Annotated in this window: 18 protein-coding genes; 1 reads left to right on the top strand and 17 read right to left on the bottom strand. The window is 70.4% G+C overall.

Annotation, left to right across the window (positions count from 1 at the left end; all coding sequences use genetic code 11):
- Positions 1–3: 3 nt before the first annotated feature.
- Positions 4–1,143 carry a putative Ig domain-containing protein gene (locus tag OV207_RS29640; protein WP_267558425.1) on the top strand — a complete coding sequence of 380 codons (1,140 nt, stop codon included), beginning with the start codon at positions 4–6 and terminating at the stop codon, positions 1,141–1,143.
- Between the two features lie 12 nt (positions 1,144–1,155).
- Here OV207_RS29640 and OV207_RS29635 read toward each other — a convergent pair whose 3' ends face one another.
- The 17 genes from OV207_RS29635 to OV207_RS29555 all read right to left on the bottom strand — a co-directional run bounded on the left by OV207_RS29635 (position 1,156) and on the right by OV207_RS29555 (position 25,587).
- On the bottom strand, positions 1,156–1,665 hold the full coding sequence (locus OV207_RS29635) for a hypothetical protein (RefSeq protein WP_267558424.1): 510 nt from the start codon (positions 1,663–1,665) through the stop codon (positions 1,156–1,158).
- 41 nt (positions 1,666–1,706) lie between these two features.
- Positions 1,707–4,769: a POTRA domain-containing protein gene (locus OV207_RS29630; RefSeq protein ID WP_267558423.1), complete on the bottom strand. Its 3,063-nt coding sequence runs from the start codon at positions 4,767–4,769 to the stop codon at positions 1,707–1,709.
- 14 nt (positions 4,770–4,783) lie between these two features.
- Positions 4,784–8,659 carry a translocation/assembly module TamB domain-containing protein gene (locus tag OV207_RS29625; RefSeq protein WP_267558731.1) on the bottom strand — a complete coding sequence of 1,292 codons (3,876 nt, stop codon included), beginning with the start codon at positions 8,657–8,659 and terminating at the stop codon, positions 4,784–4,786.
- Positions 8,660–8,708: 49 nt separating this feature from the next.
- Positions 8,709–9,650, bottom strand: coding sequence for an ExeA family protein (locus tag OV207_RS29620; protein ID WP_193349320.1), 942 nt, complete (start codon positions 9,648–9,650; stop codon positions 8,709–8,711).
- A 27-nt stretch (positions 9,651–9,677) separates the two neighbouring features.
- On the bottom strand, positions 9,678–12,806 hold the full coding sequence (locus OV207_RS29615) for a tetratricopeptide repeat protein (protein WP_267558422.1): 3,129 nt from the start codon (positions 12,804–12,806) through the stop codon (positions 9,678–9,680).
- 192 nt (positions 12,807–12,998) lie between these two features.
- Positions 12,999–14,384 (bottom strand): acetyl-CoA carboxylase biotin carboxylase subunit, encoded by a 1,386-nt coding sequence (accC, locus tag OV207_RS29610; RefSeq protein ID WP_120533504.1) that lies wholly within the window; start codon positions 14,382–14,384, stop codon positions 12,999–13,001.
- 72 nt (positions 14,385–14,456) lie between these two features.
- Positions 14,457–15,041 carry an acetyl-CoA carboxylase biotin carboxyl carrier protein gene (gene accB / locus OV207_RS29605; RefSeq protein WP_267558421.1) on the bottom strand — a complete coding sequence of 195 codons (585 nt, stop codon included), beginning with the start codon at positions 15,039–15,041 and terminating at the stop codon, positions 14,457–14,459.
- Between the two features lie 42 nt (positions 15,042–15,083).
- Positions 15,084–15,665 (bottom strand): elongation factor P, encoded by a 582-nt coding sequence (gene efp, locus OV207_RS29600; protein WP_193349316.1) that lies wholly within the window; start codon positions 15,663–15,665, stop codon positions 15,084–15,086.
- Between the two features lie 141 nt (positions 15,666–15,806).
- Positions 15,807–16,169, bottom strand: coding sequence for a roadblock/LC7 domain-containing protein (locus tag OV207_RS29595; protein ID WP_193349315.1), 363 nt, complete (start codon positions 16,167–16,169; stop codon positions 15,807–15,809).
- 33 nt (positions 16,170–16,202) lie between these two features.
- A complete protein-coding gene (locus OV207_RS29590) occupies positions 16,203–16,862 on the bottom strand; it encodes a hypothetical protein (RefSeq protein WP_267558420.1) in 660 nt (219 codons plus the stop codon).
- 32 nt (positions 16,863–16,894) lie between these two features.
- Complete coding sequence (pilQ, locus tag OV207_RS29585) at positions 16,895–19,684, bottom strand: type IV pilus secretin PilQ (protein ID WP_267558419.1); 2,790 nt, start codon at positions 19,682–19,684, stop codon at positions 16,895–16,897.
- Positions 19,685–19,742: 58 nt separating this feature from the next.
- Complete coding sequence (locus tag OV207_RS29580; RefSeq protein WP_267558418.1) at positions 19,743–20,306, bottom strand: pilus assembly protein PilP; 564 nt, start codon at positions 20,304–20,306, stop codon at positions 19,743–19,745.
- A gap of 44 nt (positions 20,307–20,350) precedes the next feature.
- The gene (locus OV207_RS29575; RefSeq protein WP_193349311.1) at positions 20,351–20,971 is read right to left on the bottom strand and encodes a type 4a pilus biogenesis protein PilO; all 621 of its coding nucleotides are present in this window, start codon (positions 20,969–20,971) and stop codon (positions 20,351–20,353) included.
- A 24-nt stretch (positions 20,972–20,995) separates the two neighbouring features.
- Positions 20,996–21,679: a PilN domain-containing protein gene (locus OV207_RS29570; RefSeq protein WP_193349310.1), complete on the bottom strand. Its 684-nt coding sequence runs from the start codon at positions 21,677–21,679 to the stop codon at positions 20,996–20,998.
- A gap of 29 nt (positions 21,680–21,708) precedes the next feature.
- Entirely contained in the window at positions 21,709–22,791 is a 1,083-nt protein-coding gene (pilM, locus tag OV207_RS29565; RefSeq protein WP_120533496.1) for a type IV pilus assembly protein PilM, read from the bottom strand.
- 246 nt (positions 22,792–23,037) lie between these two features.
- Complete coding sequence (locus tag OV207_RS29560) at positions 23,038–24,450, bottom strand: sigma-54-dependent transcriptional regulator (RefSeq protein ID WP_267558416.1); 1,413 nt, start codon at positions 24,448–24,450, stop codon at positions 23,038–23,040.
- 18 nt (positions 24,451–24,468) lie between these two features.
- Positions 24,469–25,587, bottom strand: a complete 1,119-nt coding sequence (locus tag OV207_RS29555) for a sensor histidine kinase (RefSeq protein WP_193349308.1) — start codon at positions 25,585–25,587, stop codon at positions 24,469–24,471.
- Positions 25,588–25,609 lie beyond the last annotated feature (22 nt).

Raw genomic sequence — 25,609 nt, 5'->3', positions numbered from 1 at the left:
GCCATGAGGACGCTCCGGGCCACGTTGTTCGGCGCCCTGCTCCTTGCCGTGCAGGCCTGCTCGTTCGCGCCGGACCTGTCGCGCTTCGCCGCATGTGACGCGCCGGGCGGCTGTCCCTCCGGGACCTCGTGCCTCGCCTCGGAGAACCGCTGCCTGCCGGCGTGTGGCGAAGGGCGCCAGTGCGACCCGTCCGTCAATGAGGAGGACGCAGGCACGGAGCAGGATGGCGGCACGACGGAGGACGCGGGCACGGGCACGGAGGACGCGGGCACAGGCACGGAGGACGCGGGCACCGTGGATGCGGGCACGGCGGACGCGGGCACGACGCCCGACGCGGGCCCCCCCGCGCTCGCCCTGGAGTCCACCCTCCTGCTGGGGGGCACCGAGACCGTCTTCTACTCCGCGCAGCTCCAGGCCCGGGGCGGAACGCCGCCCTACACGTTCAACGCCACGGCGCAGTTCCCGGCGGGCTTCTCGCTCGGCACCGGAGGCCAGCTCAGCGGCATCCCTTCGCGCGCGGGAGACATCTTCTTCCCGGTGGAAGTCATCGACTCAAGCACTCCGGTGAAGCGCGCCAGCGGCAGCCTGCGGCTGGGCGTCCGGTCCGTGCTGCGCCTCGCGGGGCCCGCGCCGCTCGCGGACGCGCCCCGGAGGAATCCCTACACCGAGACCGCCTCCGCCACCGGAGGCAAGGCACCGTACCGCTTCGCCCTCGCGCCGGAGCAGTCGCTGCCGACGGGGCTGACGATGACGGCGAACGGCGGCTTCGAGGGCACCACGGAGCAAGACGGGATGCAGGCCTTCACGCTGGTCGTGACGGACAGCGACACGCCGCCCCAGAGCGCCACCCGCACGCTCTCCATCGCCATCGCGGACGTCACGGCGTTCGTCAAGCTGCTCTCGCGCGGCGTGCCCGACGGTCGCGTCGGCTCCGACTACGCCTACGTCTTCCAGACCATCAGCGGCACCAACTCGTTCACCTGGAGCATCAAGGACGGGGCGCTGCCTCCGGGCATCCTCCTGGACAGGCAGAAGGGCGTGCTCTCCGGCAAGCCCACGGTCGCGGGCGACTTCACCTTCATGCTCGGCGTGCAGGACCTGCTGGGCAGCACCCAGCAGAGCTACACGCTCCATGTGGACTGAGGCCCGCGCGCCTCACGGGTAGCGGTCCACCACCAGGATGATGCCGGTGTTGTCCTGCACCACGGAGAAGCCCTTCATGGGGCTGGGGTACGCGATGAGCCCCTCGCCATCCCGGTCCCAGCGCGAGTCCAGCAGCACGCCGCAGAAGGGCACCGACGTGGCCCCGCTCTCCGGCGTGAAGATGCGGTCATACCGGCCGAACACGCGGTGCTTCGTCACGAAGAGGCGTCCACCGATGCGCGCGCCCGGGAGCTTCGCCTCCCCTGCCCCCTGCGGCAGCGCGATGACGAAGCTGTAGTTGTACCGGGCCGGGCCCGGGTGGTCCTGGATGCTGTCCACGATGACGGGGATGCGGTCCCCCGTCTTCAGCCCCAGCCGCTCCATCTGGAGCTGCGCCCCCCGGGGACAGGCGCCCTCCGGCGGCATCCACTTGGGGCGCGGCGGCTTCGCGGAGGCGTCCGGCCCGTGCTGACACGCGAGCGCGAGCAGCCCCAGCAGGGCCAGGGCCCACCCTCCAGCCATCCCACGGCGCGGATGTTCGGGTCGCACGCGAAGGCCTCCGGTCAGAACGTACCGATGCTGAAGTGGAACTGCGTGGGGGCTTCGTTGAGCGCTTCGTCGCGGTCCAGGTTGAAGCCCACGTCGAAGGCCAGCGGGCCCACGGGCGTCACGTAGCGCAGGCCCACGCCCGCCGCGTAGCGCAGCACCTTGAGGTCGAAGAGGGTGCGGTCCTGCCACAGGTTGCCCACCTCGAAGAACAGGCCCAGGTCCACCGCCGCCACCGCCGGCACGCGCAGCTCCGCCTTGCCCAGCGTGTACAGCTCGCCGCCCTGGCTGGCGGGCACCTGGCCGGAGATCACCGCCTTCAGGTCGTCCGGACAGCCCGCGGGCGTGATCACCGCGCGGCACGCGGCCAGCCGCTGGTGGAGCACCTCGCGCACGTCCTGCGGCAGCACGCCGTCTTCCCGGAAGCCGCGCAGGCTGGACGAACCGCCCAGGTAGAACAGCTTGGAGCCGATGTTCTGCGAGCCCTGCGTCAGCGGCACGATGGTGCCCGCCCGGGCGCTCACCGCCACGCTCGCGCGGCGGCCCAGCGGCGCGTACGCGCTGACGCTGCCCGACAGCTTCACCCCGTCGATGGGGAACTCCGGCACGCGGTTGCCCGCGACGTCCGTGGGGTGCACGCTGATGCCGCGCATGAACTCCGCGCTGGTGGTGAGCACCATGCCCCGACGGGGGTTGGCCGGGTCGTCCCGGAAGTCCAGCGTCGCGGACGGCCGGAGCGAGTGCAGCGCGAAGTCCCCATACGGGTAGCGCAGCCGCTCCTGGTCCGCGCGGTTCACCAGCTCCAGCACGCCCGCGCGCGAGCGCAGCCGGTTGTTCTCCAGCTCGTACTGGAGCGACACGTTCACCCACGACGCCAGCGCCCAGTCCGCGCCCACCACCGCCGCGAACCGCGTGGACAGGTACGACGGCCGGTGCACGCGCTCGCCAATCAGGTCCAGGCGGGCGCCAATCTCCTGCGGCGCCAGGAAGGACAGCCGGGGCTGCGACAGCGCCAGGTTGCCGCGTCCGCCCAGGCCGCTGAGGCCGTCCAGGTCGGTTTCGCACGCCTCGCCCGACAGCTCCCCCGTGTCACACCCGGCCGGCAGCCGCGAGGACGACAGCGCCTCCGCGCTCGCGCCCGCGTAGTTCACCTTGCCGCGCGCCAGCAGGTTCAGGCCCCGCCCATCCAGGTTGCGCCAGGCCGTGTCCAGCGTGATGCGCGGACCGTCCACCAGGAAGTAGCCGCCGGACACCTCGCCGTCGATGCGCGGGCGCTCCTGCACCGTCACCAGCACGTCCTTGGAGGCCTCGCGCCGGTTGGGGTCCGCCAGGGAGATCTCCGCCTGACGGAACAGCCCCAGCCGCGACAGGCGCCGCTGCGCGTCCGCCAGCGCCTCCACCGACAGGGGCGCCCCGGGCTTCAAGTCCAACTGCGCCAGCACCACGTCCGGATCCGAGCGCTTCAGGCCCTGGAGCAGCACCTGCCCCACGTGCACGCGGGGCCCGGCATCCACGCGGAACGCCACCCGCGCGGAGGTGCCCACCCCGTCCACCGACACCTCGTTGCTCACGCGCGCGAAGAGGTAGCCCTCGCGGCCCAGCCCCCGCTCCAGCGCGGCCTGGGCCTGCTCCACCCGCTCGAAGCTCAGCGGCGTGTCCCGGGGGAGCATCACCGTCACCCACGACGGGTCCACCTCCGGCGGCAGGCCTTCGAAGGCGGTGTCGCGCAGCAGGGCCCGGGGGCCCTCCTCCACGTCGAAGTCCGCCTCCGCCGTGTGGTGCACCATGTCCACCTTGAGGCCGCGGAAGGTCACCAGCGCGGAGGCGAAGCCCTGCTCGCGGTAGGCCGTCGTCATCGCGTCCACGGCCTCCAGCCACAGGTCCTCCACGTACACCGTGGACGGGTCCGGCGGGGACACCACGCTGGTGCCTTGGCGGCGCCCGCGCCCCTCGGTCTCCAGCGGATCCTCGCGCATGGGCAGGTCCAGCTCCGGCCACGTCTCCCCCACCGCCACCTGATTGGTGAGCTGCGCGCGCAGCGCCTCCGACGACACCGCCGCGTTGCCGTGGAAGCGCACCTCCGTCACCCGCAGCGGGGCGCCCTCCTCCACCTGGAAGCCCAGCACCGCCAGGTCGCCGTCCGGGCGGATCATCTCCAGCGCCCGCACGCGCACGTCGTGGAAGCCCCGCCGCCGGTAGAACGCCTCCAGCCGCCGGCCGAGCCGCGCCGCCACGGACTCGTCCAGCGCCTCCTCGCCGTCGTAGCCCACCACGCGCGTGAGCAGCGAGTCCGGGAAGTGGCGGGTGCCCGTGAAGCGCAGCTGGAAGGCCGGCCCCGCCGCCAGCGGCACCGCCACGGACGCCTCGCTGTCCTCGACGACGACGGTGGGAGGCCCCACCCACGCGCGCCAGTGCCGGCCCTCGCGCAGGAGCACCCGCAGCCGCTCCAGGCCCAGGTCCAGCCGCGCCCGGTCGAACACCTCCCCGGGCTTCATCCCCAGCGCCTCCACGAGCCGAGGCAGGGGCAGCGCGGGGCTGCCGGAGAACGTCACCTGCCGCACGCGGGTGGGCTTGCCCTCCTCCACCACCAGCGTCACCGCCACGCCGCCCGCGGGCACCGGCTGCTCCTCCACCTGGACGGAGACGGCGTCATAGCCCTTGCGCTGGTAGGCCTCGCGCACGGAGGCCGCCGCCGTGTCCAGTTCCTCCGGGTCCAACGGCCCGCCCTCCAGCAGGCCGCTCGCCTCCAGCAATTCGCCCGTCGTGAGCACGCGGTTGCCCCGCACCGTCACCTGGGCCAGTTGGGGCAGCGGCGTGAGCTGGAAGACGAGCCGCACGCCCCCGGGCACGTCCTGCGTGGTGGCCACCACGTCCGCGAAGCGCCCCGTGGCGAACAGCTGCTCCACCGACCGGCGCACCGCGCCCGGCGTCAGCGCCTGGCCCTTGCGCAGGGTGACGAGCGCCGACAGGCCGTCGGAGGCCACGCCCTCCGGCAGGTGCAGCTCCACCGCCATCACGCTGGGAGGGGCGTCGTCAGCGTCCGCGGCGACGGCGGGCAGCGCGCACACGAGGAGCAGCACCGCGGTCAGCGCGGCTACTCGACCTCCCAGCCCAGCTTCAGCTCGAGCCCGAGGTTTCCGAACGACGCTTGGCTGTTCTCGTTGTCCCACTGGGCCTGTGCGGAAAGACGGTCGTCGAAGCGATACTCAGCGCGTGCCCGGGTACCACGCCCACTCACCGGTTGGGTCATCCCGATTTTAAGCTGCTCGGAGAGGAACTTCGACTCCAGTTGTGCGGTGGGCTCCGCTTGCCGGGTGGCGTCGTTGTAGGTGGTGGCGATCTGCAGGGACAAATCCCTGAGGACGGGGTTGCTGGGCAGGAAGCGGCGCACCTGCCGGTCCAGGCCGGAAACGTTGAAGAGGGCCTCCGCCGCCAGACCGTAGCTCGCCGACGCCGCCGTGTCCTTGTCCGCGCTCGTCACCCCCAGCGTCAAGAGCGACAGGATGTCGCCTTCGGTCAGCACCGGCTCCGACGACAGCACGATGAGGGGGTTGGCCGGCCGGCCGAACGCGTGCAGCTTCACCACGAACTCGCGCACCTGCGTCTGGGCCTGCACCTCGAACACGGGGTCGATGCCGGACGCGTCCCGGAACTCCAGCTGCCCCTGGTCGATGGTGAAGAGGTTGTTGCGGAAGAACGCCTGGCTGCCCTCCGCCGCCTCCACCCGGCCCAGCAGGCCCGGCTTCACGTCCGTGCCGGTGAGCCGCACGTCGCCCAACAGCCGCGCCTTCGCCAGGTTGTTGTCCACGCGCACGTCGCCGAAGTGCACGTTGACGTCCCAGGTGAAGAAGGCGTCCCGCGCGCGCTCACCGCCGCCGCCCACCGCGAGCGACGGCTTCTTCTGCATCGTCTTGAGCAGCGATTCGATGTCCAGCGGCTTCTGGTAGCGCAGCTTCACGATGTCCAGCCCGCCCGTGACGGTGGGCCCGGTGGGCGGCCCCACCACCTGCAACAGGCCGGACACGGTGAGCGGCAGGTCCTCCGTCATCCGGTACGGCACCGCGTCCAGTTGCAGCGTCAGCGCCAGCCGCTTGGGCACGAAGCGCTCCAGCCGGATGTCGCCGCGCGCGGACACCTGCCCCTCGTTGACCTGGGCCTGCAGGTGCTCCAGCAGCACGCGCTGGCCCGTCATCTCCAGCCGGCCGGACATGGCGCGCACGGTGAGCGGCAGGTCGCGCATGGACAGCCGCACGTCGGACAGCTCCGCGGTGCCCACCACCGACGGCGCGTCCAGCGAGCCGGTGGCCTCCGCGTCCACGCGCAGCTGGCCGCCCACGCGCTCCATGCCCGGCAGCAGCGGCTCCAGCAGCCGCACGTCCATGCGGCCCTCGCGCAGGCTCATGTTCATCCGGCTCCTGCTCATCCACCCGCCCAGCGTCACGTCCACCGACGCGCCACTGAAGCGGAAGGGCTGCACGTCCAGCCGGCCCCCGGCGTAGGCCAGCACGATGGGCGCCTGGTTGCGCCCGCGCAGGTCGCCCCGGGCCAGCGTCAAGTCCCGCACCGTGGCCGCCACCTGGTACGCGTCCGGCTGCAGCAGCGGGCCCTGCAACGTCACCCGCCCCGCGAGCATCCCGGTGACGCCCGCCAGCGCCGGCACCTGGGGCAGCAGCGGACGGATTTCGGGCAGCAGCAGGTCCAGCGTGGACTCGAAGAGGTAGGGCTCCTTCACCGTCATGGACAGGGAGCCCTGCGCGTCCCGGAAGGGGTGGCCGGTGATGCGCAGCGCCTTGCCGTCCTGGTGCAGCGCCAGGTCCATGGCGCCCAGGTCGCGCGACGCGAAGGTGATGCGCGGGCCCTTCAGCGTGGCGCGGATGTCCGGCCTGTCCGCCGTGCCCGCCACGGTGCCCGCGAGCGCCAGCGTGCCCTGGATGCCCATGGCCTCCGCGGTCTCCGGGCCCACGGCCTCCGCGAGCGACAGGTTCTCCCCACCGAAGCGGTAGTCCAGGTCGCCCGCGAAGGCGAAGGAGCCCTCCACCCAGGTGCGCCCCAGCCGGCCGTCCAGCACGGTGCGCTCCAGCACCATCTCCCGGCCGTCCACGAAGCGCAGCCGCGCGGCGCCCGCGCCCAGCCGCCGCCCCAGGTACGTGGTGTCCTTCAGGTCGAAGGCCACCAGCCCCTCCAGCTTCTCCAGCGGACTGTCTATCTCCACGCGCCCGGACGCCGCGCCCCCGAACTGCCCCTGGATCACCGCGATGGACGGGCTCAGGCCCGCCACCAGGTCCACCAGGTCCTCGGTGCGCCCCTGCGGCACGTTCAGGTCCAGGCGCAGGTGCAGCAGCCGCGCGAACGTGAGCGCGCCCTTGCCGAAGTACTGCGTGCGCCCCTTCTGGCCGGTGAGCGAGGGGAACGCCAGGACGCCGTTGGAGTACGACAGCTTCCCCTGCGTCACGCCCAGGTTGAAGCCCCAGAAGACGAAGTCGCGCAGCGACAGCGACGCGTCCACCTTCACGTCCGAGTACGGCCCGACGACGGAGTAGTTCACCGACCCGCGCCCGGCCCACGGCAGCTCCGCGATGTGGCCGAAGTCCGACAGCTCCACGTCCCCGGTGCCCTGGATGTCCAGGCCGCGCGCGGTGTCGAAGTAGAGCGTCACCTCGCCGTGCACGCGCGACCTGCCGGACTCCACCGTGAGGCGGGAGAAGGACACGCGGTCGCCCTGCAGCTTCACGCTCGTCTGCGCGTGGCCCCTGGCGAAGGTGAGCAGCGTCTTGCCGGCGCGCGCCGGGGCGTCGAACGCGCGCGTGGCCAGCGTGAAGGGGCCGGTGCGCAGGTCCAACGGCCCGGACAGCGAAGGCCGGGGCAGGAGCGTTCCGGTGAGGTGCGCGTTCGCCGTCGCGGGGAAGTCCACCCAGGAGCCGGCCACGCCCGCGCGCTCCAGGATGCGGCCGAACGACGCGTCCTCCGTCTGGAGCGTCAGCTCCACCGGCAGCTCCGGCGTCAACCTGAGCGCGCCGGACAGCTTCACGCGGCCCCCACCCAACGGGGCCTCCAGCGACTCCACGCGCACGCGGTCTCCCGCGTACGACAGGCGCGCGGTGAGGCTCAGCGGCCCGTATTCCTCATATGCCAGGTTGCTCGCGGACACGTCCGCGCCCACCACCAGCGCGGCGGGCTTCCCGGACAGCGACAGGCGCGTCCACAGGTGGCCGGTGGCGGGCCGAGGCAGCAGCTTCGCCTGCGACAGCGTGCGCATCGGCAGGAACACCTGCGCGTCCAGCGCGAGCGTGGGGTGGCACAGCGTCTCCACCCGGCCGGACACCGTGGCGGTGATGTCGTCGAGCGTCACCTCCGCGCGCTCCACGTCCAGCAGCCCCTCGTCCGGATCCAACGCGCCCACGAAGGCCAGCTGGCCCAGCGTCAGCTCCTCGGCGCCCGCGCCCAGGCGCACCACGCCCTGCCGCGCGCCCACCTCCAGCTCCATCACGCCCCAGCGCTCCACCCACCCCACGTCCAGGTTCTCCACCTCCACGCTCCGGCCCCCGGGCAGCTTGAGCCGCACCTCCGCGCCGCTGATGCTCATGCGCCCCACGCCCACGCGCTCCAGCGGCGTGAGCGGGCACGTCCCGTCCTCGGTGGGTGGGGCGGGCGAAGGCTGGGACAGGTCCAACGTCACGCGCGGATGGCGCACGCTCACGTGGCCCAGCACGAAGCGGCGCGACAGGGGCGACAGGAAGCCCAGCCCCACCTCCGCCTCGTCCGCGGCGAACAGCGGCGTGTCCGAACCGGGCGCGAACACCGACACGCCGCGCAGCACCACGCGCGAGCCCAGCGGATCCAGCTCGCACCGGCCGATGCCCACGTCCAGGCCCAGCAGGGCCGGCAGGTTCCGGCGCGCCACCGTGCAGGCGGCGTCCCAGGTGAACGGCTGGCGCAACAGCAGGATGCTCCCCGACACGACGAGGAGCATCAACAGCAGCGCCTTGCGCGCACCGTTGCGGCTGGGGGGAGACAAGCCCCTAGAGCTTACCGAGTCCCTCGAGGTAGCGGTCGATCTCCGCCAGATCGATTTTCGTGTTCGCCGTCCGAGGCAGCGACGAAGCAGGCGCGCTCGCCTGCTCGCCCGCCTGGGAAGCAGCCGAGCCACCCTGGAGGCCCAGGTTCGTCCCGATGCGGTGCACCAGCTCCGCGTCGATGGACTCCTGCCGCGCGAGGAACGCCTCGAAGAGGGCGTTGTCGCACAGGGTGTTGATGACGCGCGGCGTGCCGCCGGAGTGCTGGTGCACGGCCAGCAGCGCCTCCGGGGTGAAGGGCATCCGCGGGCACCCGGCGAGCCGCAGCCGGTGCTTCACGTACGCCTCCGTGGACTCCGCCGTGAAGGGCTCCAGCTTGTAGCGGAGCGCCACGCGCTGGGCGAGCGGCGGGTCCAGCTTCAGGTTCTTCTCAATCTCCGGCAGGCCGAAGAAGACGAAGGAGATGAGCTTGCGCTCGGGGACCTCCAGGTTCAGCAGCCCCCGGAACTCCTCCATGATCTCCCGCGTCTCCAGCATCTGCGCCTCGTCGATGAGGACGACGGCCTTCTTGCCGGACTCGTAGATTTGCAGCAGGCGCTGGTAGAGCTGCGACAGGAGCGCCAGCTTCTCCTGCGCCGGATTCTCCACGCCCAGTTGGAGCGCGATGCGGCGCAGCAGCCACTGGGCGGTGATGCCCGAGTGGATGATGACCAGCAGCGCGGCCTCGTATTCGGACTCGGGCAGCGAGTCGAGCATGCGCCGGGCGAGCGTCGTCTTGCCCGCGCCGATGTCGCCCACGAGGATGGACAGGCCCTTCATGTAGCCCACGGCATGCATCAGCCGGGTGAGGGCCTGCGAGTGCTGCGCGGAGTTGTAATAGAAGCGGCTCACCGGAGCGTTGGAGAACGGCTCCTGGGTGAGTTCGAAGAAATCGAGGTAGGTCGTCATGGGCTCGCCGGGCCTCGCGGGGACGCGCTACACGTACCCTACTTTACGGGCCTTCGGCGCGCCCGCGGCAGGCACCGGCGTCGGAGGGCCAGCGGGGGCCTTGCTTCCGGCACGGGGCAGCGGGTCGTCCTCGGGTGCGGTGACCGCCGACAGGCGCGTCACCTGTGACCCCACGTCGCGGTACTTCGCGTCCATGGCGGCCACCCGCTGGAAGTGGAAGAGCGCCTTGCCTGGCTCGTTGAGCGCGTCGTAGGCGCTCGCCAGCTCGAAGCCCAGCGCCTTGGCGACCTCTCCCACCGCGAGCGCGTTGCCCAGGCCTTCCTTGAACACCTGGACGGACTCGTCCGGACGGCCGCGCAGCGTGTGGAGCATGCCAATCATCGTCAGGCAGTCCAGCTCGCGCTTCGTGCCCATGCTGCCCTGGCGCGCCACCTCGAACTCGTGGACGGCGTCGTCCAGCAGGCCCATCTCCTTGTAGGCGATGCCCAGGTCGTAGTGCGTGTCCACGTCCTCGGGCTTCACCACCTTGGCCAGGCCCTTCTTGAACTCGGCGAAGACCTCGTCCACCGAGTACTGGAAGTCCTCGTCCGCCGGGGGCACCGCCGCCAGCGACTCGCCGCCCAGGTCGTCCAGCTCCCCGGCCAGTTGCGCCGCCAGGTCGAACGCGTCACCGCCGCCGTCGGACTCCGCGTCGTAGGACGCCTCCGTCACCGGCTGCACGGACGGCACCGACACGGGCTCCATCGGCGCGGCGTCCTCGGGGGCCGCGCCACCGCCGGCCTCCGCCTCCTCCAGCCGCGCCATCAGCCCCCCGGCGCGCACATGGCCCGGGAAGGCGATCGCGATGGTCTCCAGGATCTCCCGTGCCTCTTCCAGCAGGCCCTGGTCCAGGAAGAACGACGCCTCGTCGCACTCCTCGGAGGCCGGCTCTTCCTCGGGCTCCGCTTCCGGCTCGGGCGCATCCGCCAGCGCCTCGGGCTCCGGCTCCGGTTCGGGCTCCGGCTCGTCGTAGGACGGCGCCTCCACCGGCGCGAGCACGAGGTGCGCGGCGGTGGGCTCGTCGTCGTCGTCGCCCAGCTGCGCGCCCATGTCGTAGTCGGGCTCGGGGGCGGACAGCTCCAGGCCCTCGTCGTCCAGCGCGGAGGCGTCCAGCGGCGCCAGGCCCACGCGGGTGGGCGCGTCGTCGTCCTCGCCCAGCGACATGCCCGGGTCGGAGAACGCGGCGTCCTCGTCGTCCAGGGTCTGGACCTGCTGCGTGTCCGGCGCGGCCTCGTCGAGCAGCGCGCGCGACGGGGACAGCACGCGCGTGGGCGGCGGCTCCTCCTCGTCGCCCAGCGACATGCCGCCCATGTCGTCCGCGAGCACCATGGGCTCGTCGCCGGACGTGTCCTCGAAGGTGTCCGCCGCGTACGACAGCGCGTCGTCCGCGCCCACCAGCGGCTCGTCCTCGAAGCCGCCCGGGGAGTCCCCCAGGCCCGGCTCGTCCGCCAGCACCAGCGCGTCGTCGTCCGAGCCGACGACCAGGTCGTCCTGCGGAGGCAGGTCGTAGATGGCGTTCTCGGAGGAGCTGATGGGCTCCCCCATCACCGCCTCCTCGCCGCTCAGCGTCGTCTCCGCGACCTCGTCGTCGACGATCTCATCCGAGTCCGTGCCGTGGCTCAGCGCCGCCAGCGCCAGCTCGTCGCCCTCCGGCTGCGCGAGCGCGTCGTCCGGCGGCTCCGCGACGAGGATCTCATCGTCGTTGGAGTCCACCAGGATGGCGTCCTCCTCCAGCGACTCCACGCCGGGGGTGGCCACCGGCGCCACCACCCCGCCCTCCGAGCGCAGCACGGACAGGAAGGCCGGCACCTCGGGATGCGCCGGGTTCTCCTGGAGGATGGTCGCCAGGTACGGCTGCGCGCGCTGCACGTCCGCGCGGCGCGTGCACAGGCGCAGCACGTTGAGCAGCTGCTCCGACGCCTGCGCGCCGTTATTGGCCGCCACGTAGATGTGGTACGCCTTTTCGTGGGCGTCCAGGTTCTCCGGATCCACCGCGAACACCTTGCGAAGGTGCTCGAGCGCTTTGTCGTGGAGCCCGTACTTCACGTAGACGTCGGTCTCCGTCAGCAGCTTCGCCAGCTGCTCGCGGCTCATCCCCGCGGGCGGCGGCGGCACGACGGCCACGGGCGGCGCGGCGGGCGCGGGACGCGACGGCGGCGGCGCGGCGGGCGCGCTCCACTGGGGCGCGGCGTCCTCGTGCACGGCGACGGGCTCGGGCTCCGGCTCGTCCACCGGCCCCCGGCGCGCGAGCAGATCCGGGTCCTGCGGATCCAACAGCTCGATCTGCGTCCACACCCCGTCGGACTCGGCGGTGCGGCCGCGCTCCTGGTGGATCTTCGCCAGCTCCTTGTAGACGGACACCGTCTTGGAGACCTGGCCCAGCCCCTGGAACGCCTGCGCCAGGAGCGTCAGCGTCTCCACGTCGCGGCCGTCCGCCTTGAAGCACACCTGGAGCTTGGCGAGCGCGCGCTTCTGGTCGCCGCGCTGCAGGTACGACGCGGCCAGCTCCTTCGCCAGCGGCAGGTTGTCCGGCTCCAGCGCGGAGAGGCGCTCCGCGACGCGAAGCCAGTCATCCGCGCGGCTGTTGCGCTTGAGGTACTCCGCGGCGCGCTTGAACTCCTGCGCCGCTTCCTTCGTCATGCTCTCGCGCGCGTACAGCTCCGCGAGCTTGATCTTCGACGCCACGTTCTCCGGGTCGAGATCCACCATCTTCTTGAGGGTGTCGAGGCTCGACTTGGTGTCGCCCGCCTTGTCGTAGTGGTTGGCGACGATCTGGAAGTACGCCATCGCCTCCGACATCAGGCCCAGCTGCTGGTGCAGCTCCGCCAGCTTGAGGTTCACCTCCAGCAGGTTCGGGTTGAGCTTGAGGACCTGCTTGTAGAGGGCGACGGCCTTGAGGAAGAAGCCGTCCGAGGAGTAGCTCTCCGCGACCTTGGTGAAGAAGTGCGCCGCCTGCGCGTTGTCGTTCTTCTTCTGGTACAGCTCCCCCATCTTCTGGAGGACCCGGATGTCCTTCGGGTCGACCTCCAGGACCTTCTGGTACTCCTTGATGGCCTTGTCGTAAGCGCCCTTCGCGACCAGCTTCGCGGCGGCTTCGATGATCTTGTTCTTGTCCATCGAGCGTGCGCTTCCGACAGGCAGAAACCCCGAGGAACTTCGCGGGTTTCAGTCCTTCTCTGGGGGGGAGCGTTGGAGGCTAACGGAATCCTCCAACGCGGGTCAAGAAACAGCCTGCCATCCCCCCGGGCCGGATCACCCGCCCGGACGGCCGTCCGCCCGGCGGGCTGCCCGGTGCGGACATGGCCCGCGCTACGGCGTCTCTTCCACGGCCTTGCGCAGCCGGCGCGAACCCGTCTCGCTCGCCAGCAGGCGCTCCACGAAGCGCGTGTCGTAGTTGCCCTCCTGGAAGGCCTCCTCCGCCAGCGCGGCCCGGTGGAACGGGATGTTCGTGCGGATGCCCTCCACCACGTACTCGGAGAGCGCCCGCTGCATGCGGCGGATGGCCGTCTCCCGGTCCTCCGCGTGCACGATGAGCTTCGACAGCAGGCTGTCGTAGTGCGGCAGCACCGTGTAGTTCTCGTAGGCCGCCGAGTCCACGCGCACCCCGTAGCCGCCCGGCACGCTGTAGCCGGTGATCTTCCCCGGCCAGGGCGCGAAGGTGACGGGGTCCTCCGCGTTCACCCGGCACTCGATGGCGTGCCCGCGAATCTGGATGTCCTCCTGCTTGAAGCGCAGGGGCTCGCCGTAGGCCATGCGGATTTGCTCGCGCACCAGGTCCACGCCCATGACCAGCTCCGTCACGGGGTGCTCCACCTGGATGCGGGTGTTCATCTCCATGAAGTAGAACTGCCCGTGCTCGTCGAGCAGGTACTCGATGGTGCCCACGTTGTTGTAGCGCAGCTTCTTCATCGCGTTGACGGACACCTCGCCCATCTTCTGGCGGAGCTCCGGCGTCAGCGCGGGGGACGGGCACTCCTCGATGAGCTTCTGGTGCCGGCGCTGCACCGAACACTCGCGCTCATTGAGGTGGATGATGTTGCCGTGCTCGTCCGCGACGATCTGGATTTCGATGTGGCGCGGCTTCTCCACGTACCGCTCGATGTAGAGGTCGCCGTTGGAGAAGCTGGCCAGGGCCTCCGCCTGCGCGGTGGAGAACGCCTGCGCGAGCACACCCGGCTCACGGACGATCTTCATGCCCTTGCCGCCGCCGCCCGCCGCCGCCTTCAGGATGACCGGGAAGCCGATCTCCTTGGCGAACGCCTCCGCCTCGCGAGGGTCCTTCACCACGCCAGGACTGCCAGGCAGCAGCGGCATGCCGGCCTCCCGGGCCGCACGGCGCGCACTCACCTTGTTGCCCATCAGCCGGAGCATCTCCGGACGCGGCCCGATGAAGCGGATCTTGCAGTTCTCGCAGACCTCCGCGAACTCGGCGTTCTCCGACAGGAAGCCGTAGCCCGGGTGGATGGCGTCCGCGCGGGTGATCTCCGCCGCGGAGAGCAGCTGCGGCACGTTGAGGTAGCTCTCCTTGGACGGAGGCGGCCCGATGCAGACGGCCTCGTCCGCGAAGCGCACGTGCAATGCGTTGGCGTCGGCGGTGGAGTGCACCGCCACGGTGGCGATGCCCAGTTCACGGCATGCGCGGATGACCCGCAGGGCGATTTCCCCGCGGTTGGCGACCAGTACCTTCTTGAACACGTCCGTGCTCCTTGAGAGGGCCTGGGGCGCATCCGGCCCTGCGGCGGGCCGGACGTGCCTTGGACAGCGGGCTCAGGCCGGCTCGATGCGGAACAGCGCCTGGCCGAACTCCACCGGGCGACCGTTCTCCACGAGGACCTCGGCGATCTTGCCGGAGACCTCGGATTCGATTTCGTTCATCAGCTTCATCGCTTCGACAATGCAGAGCACCTGGCCCTTGCGCACGACCGACCCCACGTCCACGAACGCGGGCTGGTCCGGCGCGGGGGTCCGGTAGAACGTCCCCACGAAGGGGCTGGTCACCTGGTGACCCGGCTTCTCCGCCGGCTTCTCCGGGGCCGCCGCGGGGGGCGGCGCGGACGCGACAGGGGCGGCCGCACGGGGCGCGGGCGCGGCGTAGTCCACCGTCGGCGACACCGTCACGCCGGGGCCCGAGCCGCCGGTGTGGTGCACGATGGTCGTCTCCGGCGCGTGGCCACGGCGGATGGACAGCTTCTCCGTCCCCCGCGTCCACACCAGCCGGGTGACGTCCGAGGCCTCCAGGATCTCCACGATCTGCCGGAGGGCCTCCACGTCCAGGGACGTGGTTCCCGAGTCACGCCCGGAGGCCGTGCTCGCGGGCGCGGCCGGCCGGGTTGCCTTGCGCTTCGTTGCCATTCCAGACCCCTCCCGGAGTCGCCAGGTGAAGAACGGTGGTGCCTAGCCCGCCGTGGACACGCGGGTGAGGTACTTGCCACCTTCGCGCGTATCGATCTTCAGCACGTCACCCTCGTTGATGAACAGGGGCACGTTGACGGTGAAGCCGGTCTCCAGCGTCGCGGGCTTCATCGCGCCGGACACCGTGTCGCCGCGCACGCCCGGGTCGCACTTGATGACCTTCAGGTCCACCGAGTTCGGCAGCGTGACGGAGATGGCCTTGCCGTTCCAGTAGAGCACCTCGACCTGGGTGTTCTCCTTCAGGAAGTTCTTCGATTCGCCGAGCGCGTCCGCGGTGATGAACGTCTGCTCGTACGACTTCTTCTCCATGAAGTGGTACTCGTCGCCGGAGGCGTAGAGGAACTCCATGTCCTTCTGCTCGATGTCGGGCAGGCCCACCTTGTCGCCGGACTTCAGCGTCGGCTCCAGCATGCGGCCGGAGAGCAGGCTGCGGATCTTGGTGCGCACGAACGCGGAGCCCTTGCCCGGCTTGACGTGCTGGAAGTACTCGATCACGAACGGCTCGCCGTCGATCTCGATCTTCAAACCATTGCGGAACTCGGACGTATCGACAAAACCGGCCATGGGGACCGACTCCTTCGGACAGACAAAAACGATGAAAAGTCCGGGGTGTCTAGCCCATGCCCTGAGTCCTGCAAAGAGGAAAGCAGCGCCCGGGGGCGTCGCCAGGCAGGCAGGACAGGCCCTGCCCGGACGACCGTGCGACTACAGCTCCGCCTTCACGTTGGGGGCCGTCACGCGCAGCACATAGCGCCCCTTGCCGAAGTTGCCGTCCGCGCGAAGCGCCAGGACCAGGAAGTAGTCCGGGGTCAGCAGGCGCATCACGGTCAGCACCTTCTCGCTGTTGACGCTGACCTCCGTCACCGTGCCCGTCTTGAGGGACTCGGCGGCGTTCCTCAGCTGCGTCAGCAGGTTGGCGTACTCCACCCAGGTGCCCGTGACGTCCAGCTCCGCGGCCTCGTCCTTCTGGAACGTGTCCACGGAGATGCCGTCGAAGCCCATCACGCTGCACGCGAGGGCTCCGTCCACCTGGTTCACCACCGACTCAAGGTGCGTGCGAAAGGACATGGGTCATCCAGGCGGGCGGCGGGCGCCCGCGGGTCAGATGCAGGTGGGGTAGGCGCCGTCCTGCCCACCGGAAGAACCACACGGGGCCACGCGATCCGAAGACGTCCCCGGAGCGCAGACCGGGATGCCGAGGTCCTGGTTGAAGGCCCGGAAGGTGTAGACGTACTCGTTCGACTCGAACTTGCCGCTGCCCGCCACGAACCGGCCCGTCAGCTTGATGGTGACGGCCACCTCCACCGTCTCGCCCCCGGGGGCGACCGCATCCAGCAGGGCCTCCGCGGCCTCCTGGCTCAACAGGCTGAGCACCAGCTCGTTCTGTTCGGAGCCAGGGTTGAGGGACGCCGTGTAGGCGATGGTCTGGTCCGGGATCCGCGCGTTCGGCGTCGTGTCGTACGACAGCTCCACGGCCTCCACGATGGCGGTGCCCTGCCCGCCCGTGGTGGGGGAGGGGTCCAGCGGGACGCCGTTCACGTCCAGCGGGGTGTTGCTGTAGCTGGAGTTGACGTACAGCCCCAGCACGTAGTTCTGACTGTAGGCCAGGTTGAGCGACCCGGACGCCCGCGAGGGCGCGTCATCCTCGAGTTCACACGTATCGGTCGGGACCTTGCCGGAGAGGATTTGAACGACCGGCGGGCTTTCGGCGCACCCGCACAGGCCCAGCGCCAGGGACGCAGCGACGAACAAGGGCTTCATTGGAATGGATCTCCCAATCAGGCGGCAGGCCTCTAGAGGCTCTGCGCGATGGTCTGCCGGTTGAGGATGCGGGGCGTGATGAAGATGAGCAGTTCCTGGCGCTCGTCGGTCTCCAGGGAGTTCCTGAAGAAGAAGCCCAGCACGGGGATCTTCGACAGGAAGGGCACCGATTCGCGGGCGGTGCTGCCCCGGCGCACGTAGATGCCACCGATGACGGTGGTATCCCCGTCCTTCACAAGGACCTGCGTGTTGGCCTCCTTGCGCTGGATGGACGGCTGTCCGTTGGCGCCCGTGTTGGACGGGTCCGGCTGGTTGTTCTGCGCCTGGATGGACATGAGGATGCTGCCGTCCTGGGTGATGTGCGGCGTCACTTCCAGCGACAGACGCGCTTCGATGAAGATGGTGTTCACGCCGGTCGCCGACGTCTGGCTGAACGGGATGGACAGACCCTGGCTGATGCGGGCCGTGTTGTTGTCCAGCGTCGTGACCTTGGGCGACGAGATGGTCTTCACCGCGCCCTCGGACTCCGCCGCCGACAGGCGCAGGTTGAGCTGGAGCGCGCCGCCCGCGGACCCGAAGGCGAAGCCCAGGGCGCCGCCGAGGCCCGGACCCACGGCCGCCGGCAGGTTCACCGCGAAGTTCGGCGCCGCCGGAACGCCCGGGGCCGTGCCCGGGGCGCCGCCCGTGACGCCCACCGTGCTCGGGAAGATGAGGCCGGTGGGGTTGCCGGTCGCCGGCGACAGGCGCGCCTGACCGCCCCACTGCACGCCCAGGTTGCGGCTGAAGGTGGTGCTCGCCTCCACGATGCGGCTCTCGATGAGCACCTGCGGCGTCTGCGTGTCCAGGCTGCGCACCAGGGCGCGCGCCTTCTCCGTGTTGGTGCGGATGTCCTTGATGATGAGCACGTTGGTGCGCGTGTCCACCGTCACCGAGCCGCGGCTGCTGAGCACGTCCTTCACCCGCGCGGCCATGTCGCTGGCCACCGCGTAGTTCACCGGCACCAGGCTGATGAGCAGCTCCTCCTGCGCCTGCAGGGACCGCTTGCGCTCACCGCGCAGCCGCGCCTCCTCTTCCAGGGTCTTCAGGGGAGCGATGCGGATGATGTTGCCCACCTGCTCCTGGCCCAGTTGCTTGGTGCGCAGGATGAGCTCCAGCGCCTGGTCCCAGGGAACGTTGCGCAGGCGGATGGTCACGCGGCCCGACACGTCGTCGGCCACCACGATGTTGCGCTTGGAGATCTCCGCGATGACGCGCAGCAGGTTCTGGATCTCGATGTCCTTGAACTCGAAGGACACGCGCTTGCCACGGTAGCGCGCCTGCTGGGGCGCGCCCTCCGCCGCGTACGCCGGCGCCTCGGCGGTGAAGCCGGCGGTGCGCTGGGTGACGGCCACCTCCTCCGTCTTCACGCCCTGCACGTCCAGCCGCCAGCTCAGGGTGTTGGTGCCCTGGGTGACGTTCTCCTCGATGGCGCCGTCCGCGGCGACCACCACGCGCACCTTGCGGCCCTCACCGGGGACGCTGAAGGCGCTGATCATCTTCACCGGCGTGTCCAGCGCGCTGGTGTCCAGGCTGCGCTCCAGCTTCTTGGGCAGCCGCGCGTTGTCCAGCGTCAGCACGGCGCTGCGCGGATCCGGCCGGTCCACCTTCCACGAGGTCGCGCCGGACAGCTTCAGCTGCACGCGGCCACCGGAGGCGCTCTCGTCGAAGGACAGGTCCTTGACCTCCACGGCCTGGGCCACGGCGGCCGGCGCGGGCTTCGGCGGCTCCACGGGCAGGGGCTGCGGGCGCAGGGGTTCGGTCTCCGCCACCGCGTCGCGGGACACGGCGGGCTTCGGCTTGCGCGCCACCGCGGCGCCCAGCACCACGTCCAGGCCTCGCTCGGCGCGGTCCACGCGGTAGGCGGGCATGTCGCCCTTGGCGACCAGGACCAGGCGGACCTTGTCCTCATGGGCGCCCACGCGCACGTCCTTGAGCAGGTTGCCCTTCACCTTGGGCGCCTTCGCGCTCAGGCCCACGCCGTAGACGTCCACGGCGAGCCGGGGGGGATCCACCAGCTCCAGGACCTCGTAGCGGGCGATGTCGCCGTCGGCGCCGACGCGCAGCGCGTCGCCGTCCAGGGACAGCCGGGTGATGCGCTGGGCCGGGTGGGCCACCTCGCGCTCATCCGCCTCCGTGGCGACCACGTTCTCGCGGCCCGGGGCCTGGGACGGAGCGGCCTTGGCGGCGCTGCCCTCCTCGGGGACCACGGCCACCATCGCCTCCACGACGGGGGCGGGCTCGGCCTTCACCGGCGCGGGCTTCGGCGCGGCGGCGATGGCCACCGGCGCGGGCTTCGACGCGGCGGCGACGGCCACCGGCGCGGCCGGCTTCGGTGCCGCGGGCGCCTGGGCGGTCGTGGCGGCGGGGGCCACCGACGAGCCGTCCACGGAGATCACGACGCGGTTGCCCTCGGCGCGCACGTCGTACTGGGACGCCTGGTCGAGCGCCACCAGCACGCGACCCACGCTGGCGCGTGCGTCGGAGAACTGGGCGGCCACCACGCCGGACACCGGACCGGTGCCGTCATGGTGTCCCTTGATGCCCGTGGCATCCGCGGACGACAGGTCCACCACCAGCCGCTCCGGCCCACTGAGCCGGAAGACGGTGAAGGTAGGCGGCCGGGTCCCGGTCACCACGACCTGGGCACCCGCTCCCGTCCGCGACACCTGCAGGTCGCGCAGCGTATTGAGATCCGCGCCATACACATTGGCGCTTGCCAGGACGACCGCCCATGCGGTCGCCATGAACCACTTGCCCCTCGTCACAGCGCTCTGCTCGAGCATGCGTCCCCTCAACAAGTTGGTGCGGGCGACTGACTGCCCGCGGGCGCGCCGTGGGGCGCTACTCCCAGTTCTTGCCCGTCATCAGGTTGTAGGCGGGGTCCTTTACGCCATCTGCCTTGAGCTGCAGGCTCACCGGATTGCTGATGAGCTCGCCCTTGGCACCCGTGAAGACCTCGGTGACGGTCACCGAATCCCGGAGGATCTGGGTCACCTTACCGCCCTGGCGCCCCATCCGGGTGTTACGCCGGACGATATGGCCCCGGCCCAGCGGATCCTCCACCATCGCCAGCGGACTGGAGTCCCCCGTCACGACCGCGACCAGTTTGAGCTGGTCCAGGTCGAACACGCACAGGGGCTCATTGCAGGCGCGCTCCGCGCCATCGCCCGTAATCGGTCCCAGCTCTTCCAGCGGACTCCGGAACGGATCCCGCTTGCCCACGGGACTGTAGGTGTAGACGAAGCCTGGCACCGTCGTCACCCCGGCCTTCGCCGTCACCGGTGCCACGGCGGGGGCCGCGGTCTTGGGTTTGGCGGGGGCATTGCTGGCCTTGGGCGTCTCCCCACAGGCAGACAGGGTCAGCACCAGCACCGCAGCAGTCATCGTGGACTTGAACGTCTTCATCCGCGTCATCCCTTGTCGCCCCAGTTGCAGGGCGGATCAAGTTTCTAGTTTTTCTTCTTCTCGGCGGGCTTCTTGGGATCGGCGGCGGGCTTCGTTTCGACGAAGCGGAACGTGGTGGCCAGGAAGTTGCTCTGGAGGACCACCTTCTCGTTCTTGAGCGTCGCGCCATCCAACTTGATGTTGTTGATGTTCACGATGCGCCGCATGTTCGCCATCTCCTGCAGGAACATGGCGATCTCATGGTAGTTGCCGCTCACCGTCATCTTGATGGGGATGCGCGCGAAGAACTCGCCGCTGCCGACGTACTCCTTGTCGGGCTCCACGCGGGAGATCTCCAGGCCGGACTTCTTGCCGATGTCGTTGATCTGCGCGAGCAGCTCTTCCATGTCGCGCCGCTCCGGCAGCTCCGTCTGGGCCTCCGCCAGCTTCTGCTCGAGCACGTCCATCTCACGGCGGCGCTCGTTGAGGTTCTGGGCGATCTCGCTCTTCTCCGCGAGCTCCAGGTCGAGCTTGCGGCGCTCCGAGGCCCGCGCGGTGATGGCCTCTTCCGTCGGCTGGATGGCGAGGAAGAAGTTGGCGACGGTGATGATGACGACGAGTGCCGCGAGCCCACCGAACTTCACCGCCGGCGGGGCCTTGGCGAGCTGATCCAGGTATTTGTCCATGACAGGAGAGTCCTTCGCCGCCTGCTAGATGGCGTAGTTGGCGGTGAGGGTGAGCTTGAAATCGACGAACGTGGGCGCGCCGGGCGTGCTGTTCAGCTTGGCCTGCACCGCGTTGGTCAGTTCGATGGACTTGAAGAACGGCCGGATGTCCGACACCGGGAACTCCTCCACGGAGGCCGTCTCCGTGTTGAAGAGCTCCACGCGGGACGTCTGGGCGTCACGGCGCTGCTCCACCAGGCGCCCCATGCCCTTGGGCGTCCACACCATGCCGCCCAGGCCGCGCATCAGTTCAGCGACCTCGTCGTGGCTGATGGCCGACCCGTTGATGGTGACGTTGTTGGACGCCTCCACGAAGGTCTTGAGCCAGACCTTCTTGGGGAGGGCGGACGCCAGCGCGTCCATCATGCGCACCGGCCCGTTGCGGCTCTTGCGCAGCGTGTCCAGGATGGCGAGCTTCTTCTCCACCTCGGCCTTGCGGGTGTTGATGTTGGTCACCTCGCCGATGACCTTCTCCAGCTCCGCGATCTTCGCCTTCGTCTGGGCGATGCCCTGCTTGGCGCGCGTGAGGTCGCCGTCGCGATCCGCGTACCAGAAGTAGTTGCCCACCACCGCGGCGATCAGGACCGCGGCGTAGATGACCAGCACCTGCTGGCCCATCTCACGCTTCTTCACCGCCCGGACGGGCAGCAGATTGATTCGAATCATCATGTGCGTCATCTCCTCGCGGCCAGAGCGGCTCAGCCCAGCTTGTCGCCCGGGCGCCGGAGCGCCAGTCCCACTGCCACCGCGGCCATGGGTGCCACGTCCATGATGAACGCGGGGTCGAACTTGCGGTTGTCCACTTCAATCTTCCGGAACGGGTTGAGGATCTCCACCGGCACGCCGGTCCGCGCCTCGATGGTCTTGAACAGGGCGGGGATCTTCGCGGTGCCGCCGGACAGGTAGACCTTGGTGAAGTTCGAGTCCGCGGCGGTGCCCGCGTAGAAGTCCAGCGAGCGCTGGATTTCACCAGCGACCTGCTCCGCCACGCTGGAGAGCACCCGCTCCACGTCCTGGGGCACCACGGCGTCCGCGTCCGCGCGGTTGCCGCCGATCTTCAGCGCCTCCGCCTCCTCGTAGGAGACGTTGAGCTGCTTCTGGATCTCCTCGGTGAACTGGTTGCCACCGATGGTCACGTCGCGGGTGAACACCGTCACGCCGTTGGCGATGATGTTGATGTTCACCACGGAGGCGCCGGCGTTGATGAGGACGACAGTCTCCTTCTCCGGCAGCTCGTAGTTCGTGGAGAACATGTTCTGGACGGCGAACGCGTCCACGTCCACCACCACCGGCGCCAGCCCCGCTTCGGAGACCACGGTGGTGTAGTCGTTGATCATGTCCTTCTTGGCGGCCACCAGCAGCACGTCCATCTGACCGGTGGCGTCGTTGCCGCCGCCGTCGAGGATCTGCGTGTCGATGTTCACGTCCTTCACGTCGAAGGGGATGTACTGCTCCGCCTCCCACTGGATGCTCTCCTCGAGCTCTTCCTGGCTCATGCGGGGCATCTGGATCTTCTTGATGATGACCGAGTGGCCGGACACGCCGATGGCGACGTCCTTGCCCTTCACCTTCAGCTCCGCCATCAGCTCCTGGACGGCCTGCACGATGGCCGTGGAGTTCATCAGGGCACCGTCGACGATGGCTTCGGGAGGCAGCGGTTTCATTCCGAAGCTCTGCAGGGCGTAGCCCACTTCACCGCGCTTGCGCTGCTCCTTGAGCATGATCATCTTGATCGACGTCGACCCGATATCCAGCCCAAGTGCCAGTTTGCCCTTCGCCATGCGTAACTCCATCGGAGAGGTGGCCAGCGTAGCACCGGCTTGATACCCCTCCTAAAAAGTGCTTGGCGCCCGGCCGCCCATCGGACGGGGGAGCGCCGTGAAGACCCGACGACAGCCGCTCGCCCCCTGACGTACCGCCGCGGAGGCCCGATTTTCCGGCCCCGGCCGCGTTCCGTCAAATGGCGGCGGAGGATTCCTGGGCGGTAGGGTCGCCAGGCGACCTCCTCCCCTCCCCTCAAGACACCTTCAGCCCCGGAGCGCCTCCGCGTCGGGATCAATGCCGTACTCCTTGATCTTGTACAGCAAGGCGCGGTGGCTGATGTCCAGGACCTCGGCCGCCCGGGTGCGGTTGCCCTTCGTGCGGCGGAGCGCCGCCCGGATGTAGGACTCCTCCATCTCCCGGATGGCGCGCTTGAGCGACAGGTCGCCGGTGGCCTGTAGCGCGGACGCCGGCCCGGCGGCCGCGGGTGCGGAAGCCGCCCACAGCTTTTCGGGCAGGCTGCCAGGCGCGATCAGCGTTCCCTCTTCCAGGAGCACCGCGCGCTCCATGGCATTCTCCAGCTCGCGCACGTTGCCCGGCCAGGCGTAGGCCGTCAGCAGGGCCTCCGCCTCCGGGGTGAAGCCCTGCACCGGGGGGTCGCGGTTGAGCTCGCGGTTGAAGCGCCCCAGGAAGGACCTGGCCAGCAGCGGGATGTCCTCGCGGCGCTCGCGCAGGGGCGGCAGGGCGAGGTTCACGACGTTGAGGCGGTAGTAGAGGTCCTCGCGGAACTCGCCCTTCTCCACCAGCCGGCCCAGGTCGCGCAGCGTGGCGGCCACCACGCGCACGTCCACGCGCTCCACGCGGCTCTCGCCCACCGGGCGGATCTCCCCCTCCTGGAGCACGCGCAAGAGCTTCACCTGCGCGCCCAGGGGCAGCTCCCCCACCTCGTCGAGGAAGAGCGTGCCGCCGTCGGCCTCCGCGAACAGGCCCCGGCGGGCGGTGCGCGCGTCGGTGAAGGCGCCCTTGGCGTGGCCGAACAGCTCGCTCTCCAGCAGGCCGTGGGGGATGGCGCCGCAGTTGACGGCCACGAAGGCCATGGCGGAGCGGCGGCTCTTGCCGTGCAGCTCGCGGGCGATGAGCTCCTTGCCGGTGCCGCTCTCCCCGGAGATGAGCACGGTGGTGTCCACCGGGGCCACGCGCGCCACCTGCTTGAGCACCGCCTGGAGCGCGGCGCTCTCCCCCAGGATGTGGCCCAGGGACGCGCCGGGAAGGTGCGCCTCGTGCAGGCGCCGGTTCTCCCGCAGGAGCCGCTCGCGCTCCTCCGCCTTGCGCAGGACGAAGACGATCTCCTCCGGCTTGAAGGGCTTCTGGACGTAGTCGTACGCCCCCGCCTGCACCGCCTCCAGCGCCTGCTCCTGCGAACCGTAGGCGCTCATCACCACCACGGTGAGGCCCGGCTGGTCGGCGAGCGCCGCCCGCAGCACCGACAGCCCGTCGCGCTTCGGCATGCGCACGTCGCACAGGAGGACGTCGTAGGGGCGCGCGGACAGCTCGCGCAGGGCCTCTTCACCGTCGGCGACGGCGCGCACCTCGTAGCCCTTGTCGGTGAGCACCAGGGTGAGGATGTGGCGGATGGACGGCTCGTCGTCGGCGACGAGAACGGTGCGGAAGAGGGACATGGGCTTGGGCGCAGCGTATCAGACGGCGGGAAGCGACAGCCGGAAGCAGGCGCCGCCCCCCGCGCCATCGCGAGCCTCCAGCCGTCCGCCCATGCCCTGCGCCAGGTTCAGCGACACCGCGAGCCCCAGGCCCGTGCCCTGCCGCCCCTTGGTGGTGAAGAACGGCTCGAAGAGGTGCGCGCGCACCTCCGGAGACAGGCCCGGGCCGCTGTCCTCCACCTCCAGGTACAGGAGCGCGTCCTCGCGCCGGGTGGAGATGCGCACCCGGCCCTGCCCCTCCATGGCCTGCGCGGCGTTGAGCATCAGGTTGATGAGGATCTGCGACAGCGGCCCTGGCTCCGCGCGCGCCAGCAGGCCGGGCGTCACGTCCAGCGTCACCTCCACGCGCTCCAGCTCCGGGCCAGCGCGCACCAGGCGCACGCACGTCTCCACCACCTGCCCCACGTCCACCGGCACCGGCTGCGCGCTGCCGGGGCGCCCCAGGTCCAGCAGGCCCCGCACGATGCGGTCGATGCGGAGGACTTCATGATCGATGCGCTCCAGGAAGTCCTTCACCTCCGGCCCCTCCGCCTTCATGCGCGCGAGCGACAGGTAGCCCAGGATGCCCGCCAGCGGATTGCCCACCTCATGCGCCACGCCCGCGGCCAGCTTGCCCACCGTGGCCAGCCGCTCCGAGGCGACCAGCTCCGTCTGGGCCCGCGCGAGCCGGGAGTTGGCCTGGCGCAGCGCCTCCAGCTGCGAGCGCGTGAGGGCCTGCTCCTGGCGCAGCGCCTCCGCCATGCGCTGCAACGCGCGCTGGATGCGCGACAGGAGCGGTCCGCCCTGCCCCGCCAGCGGCACGTCCAGTTGCAACCGGCCCAGCTGCTCCACGGCGGCCTCGGTGGCTCGCAGCGGGCGGCCCACCGTGAGGTCCAACACCCCGTAGGCCAGCACCGTCAGCACCACCAGGTCCAGGCCCAGCGCCAGGGGCAGGAAGGCGCGGATGCGCGACAGCCCTTCCGCCTCCGGCGTCCCGGGCTCCGCCAGCCGCCGCGCCACGTCCAGCAGGCGGATCAACACCGGCTGCAGCGTGAGCCACGACAGGCCCGTGGACAGCGAGCCCAACAGGAAGGCCACGCTCGCGATGCGCCACTTCATCCGCGCACCGGCGACGCGCGCC

The sequence above is a fragment of the Corallococcus sp. BB11-1 genome, from assembly GCF_026626625.1.
Lineage (GTDB): Bacteria > Myxococcota > Myxococcia > Myxococcales > Myxococcaceae > Corallococcus > Corallococcus soli.
Note: the sequence above shows the minus strand (reverse complement) of the source record. Positions and strands in the feature narration are given on the sequence as shown.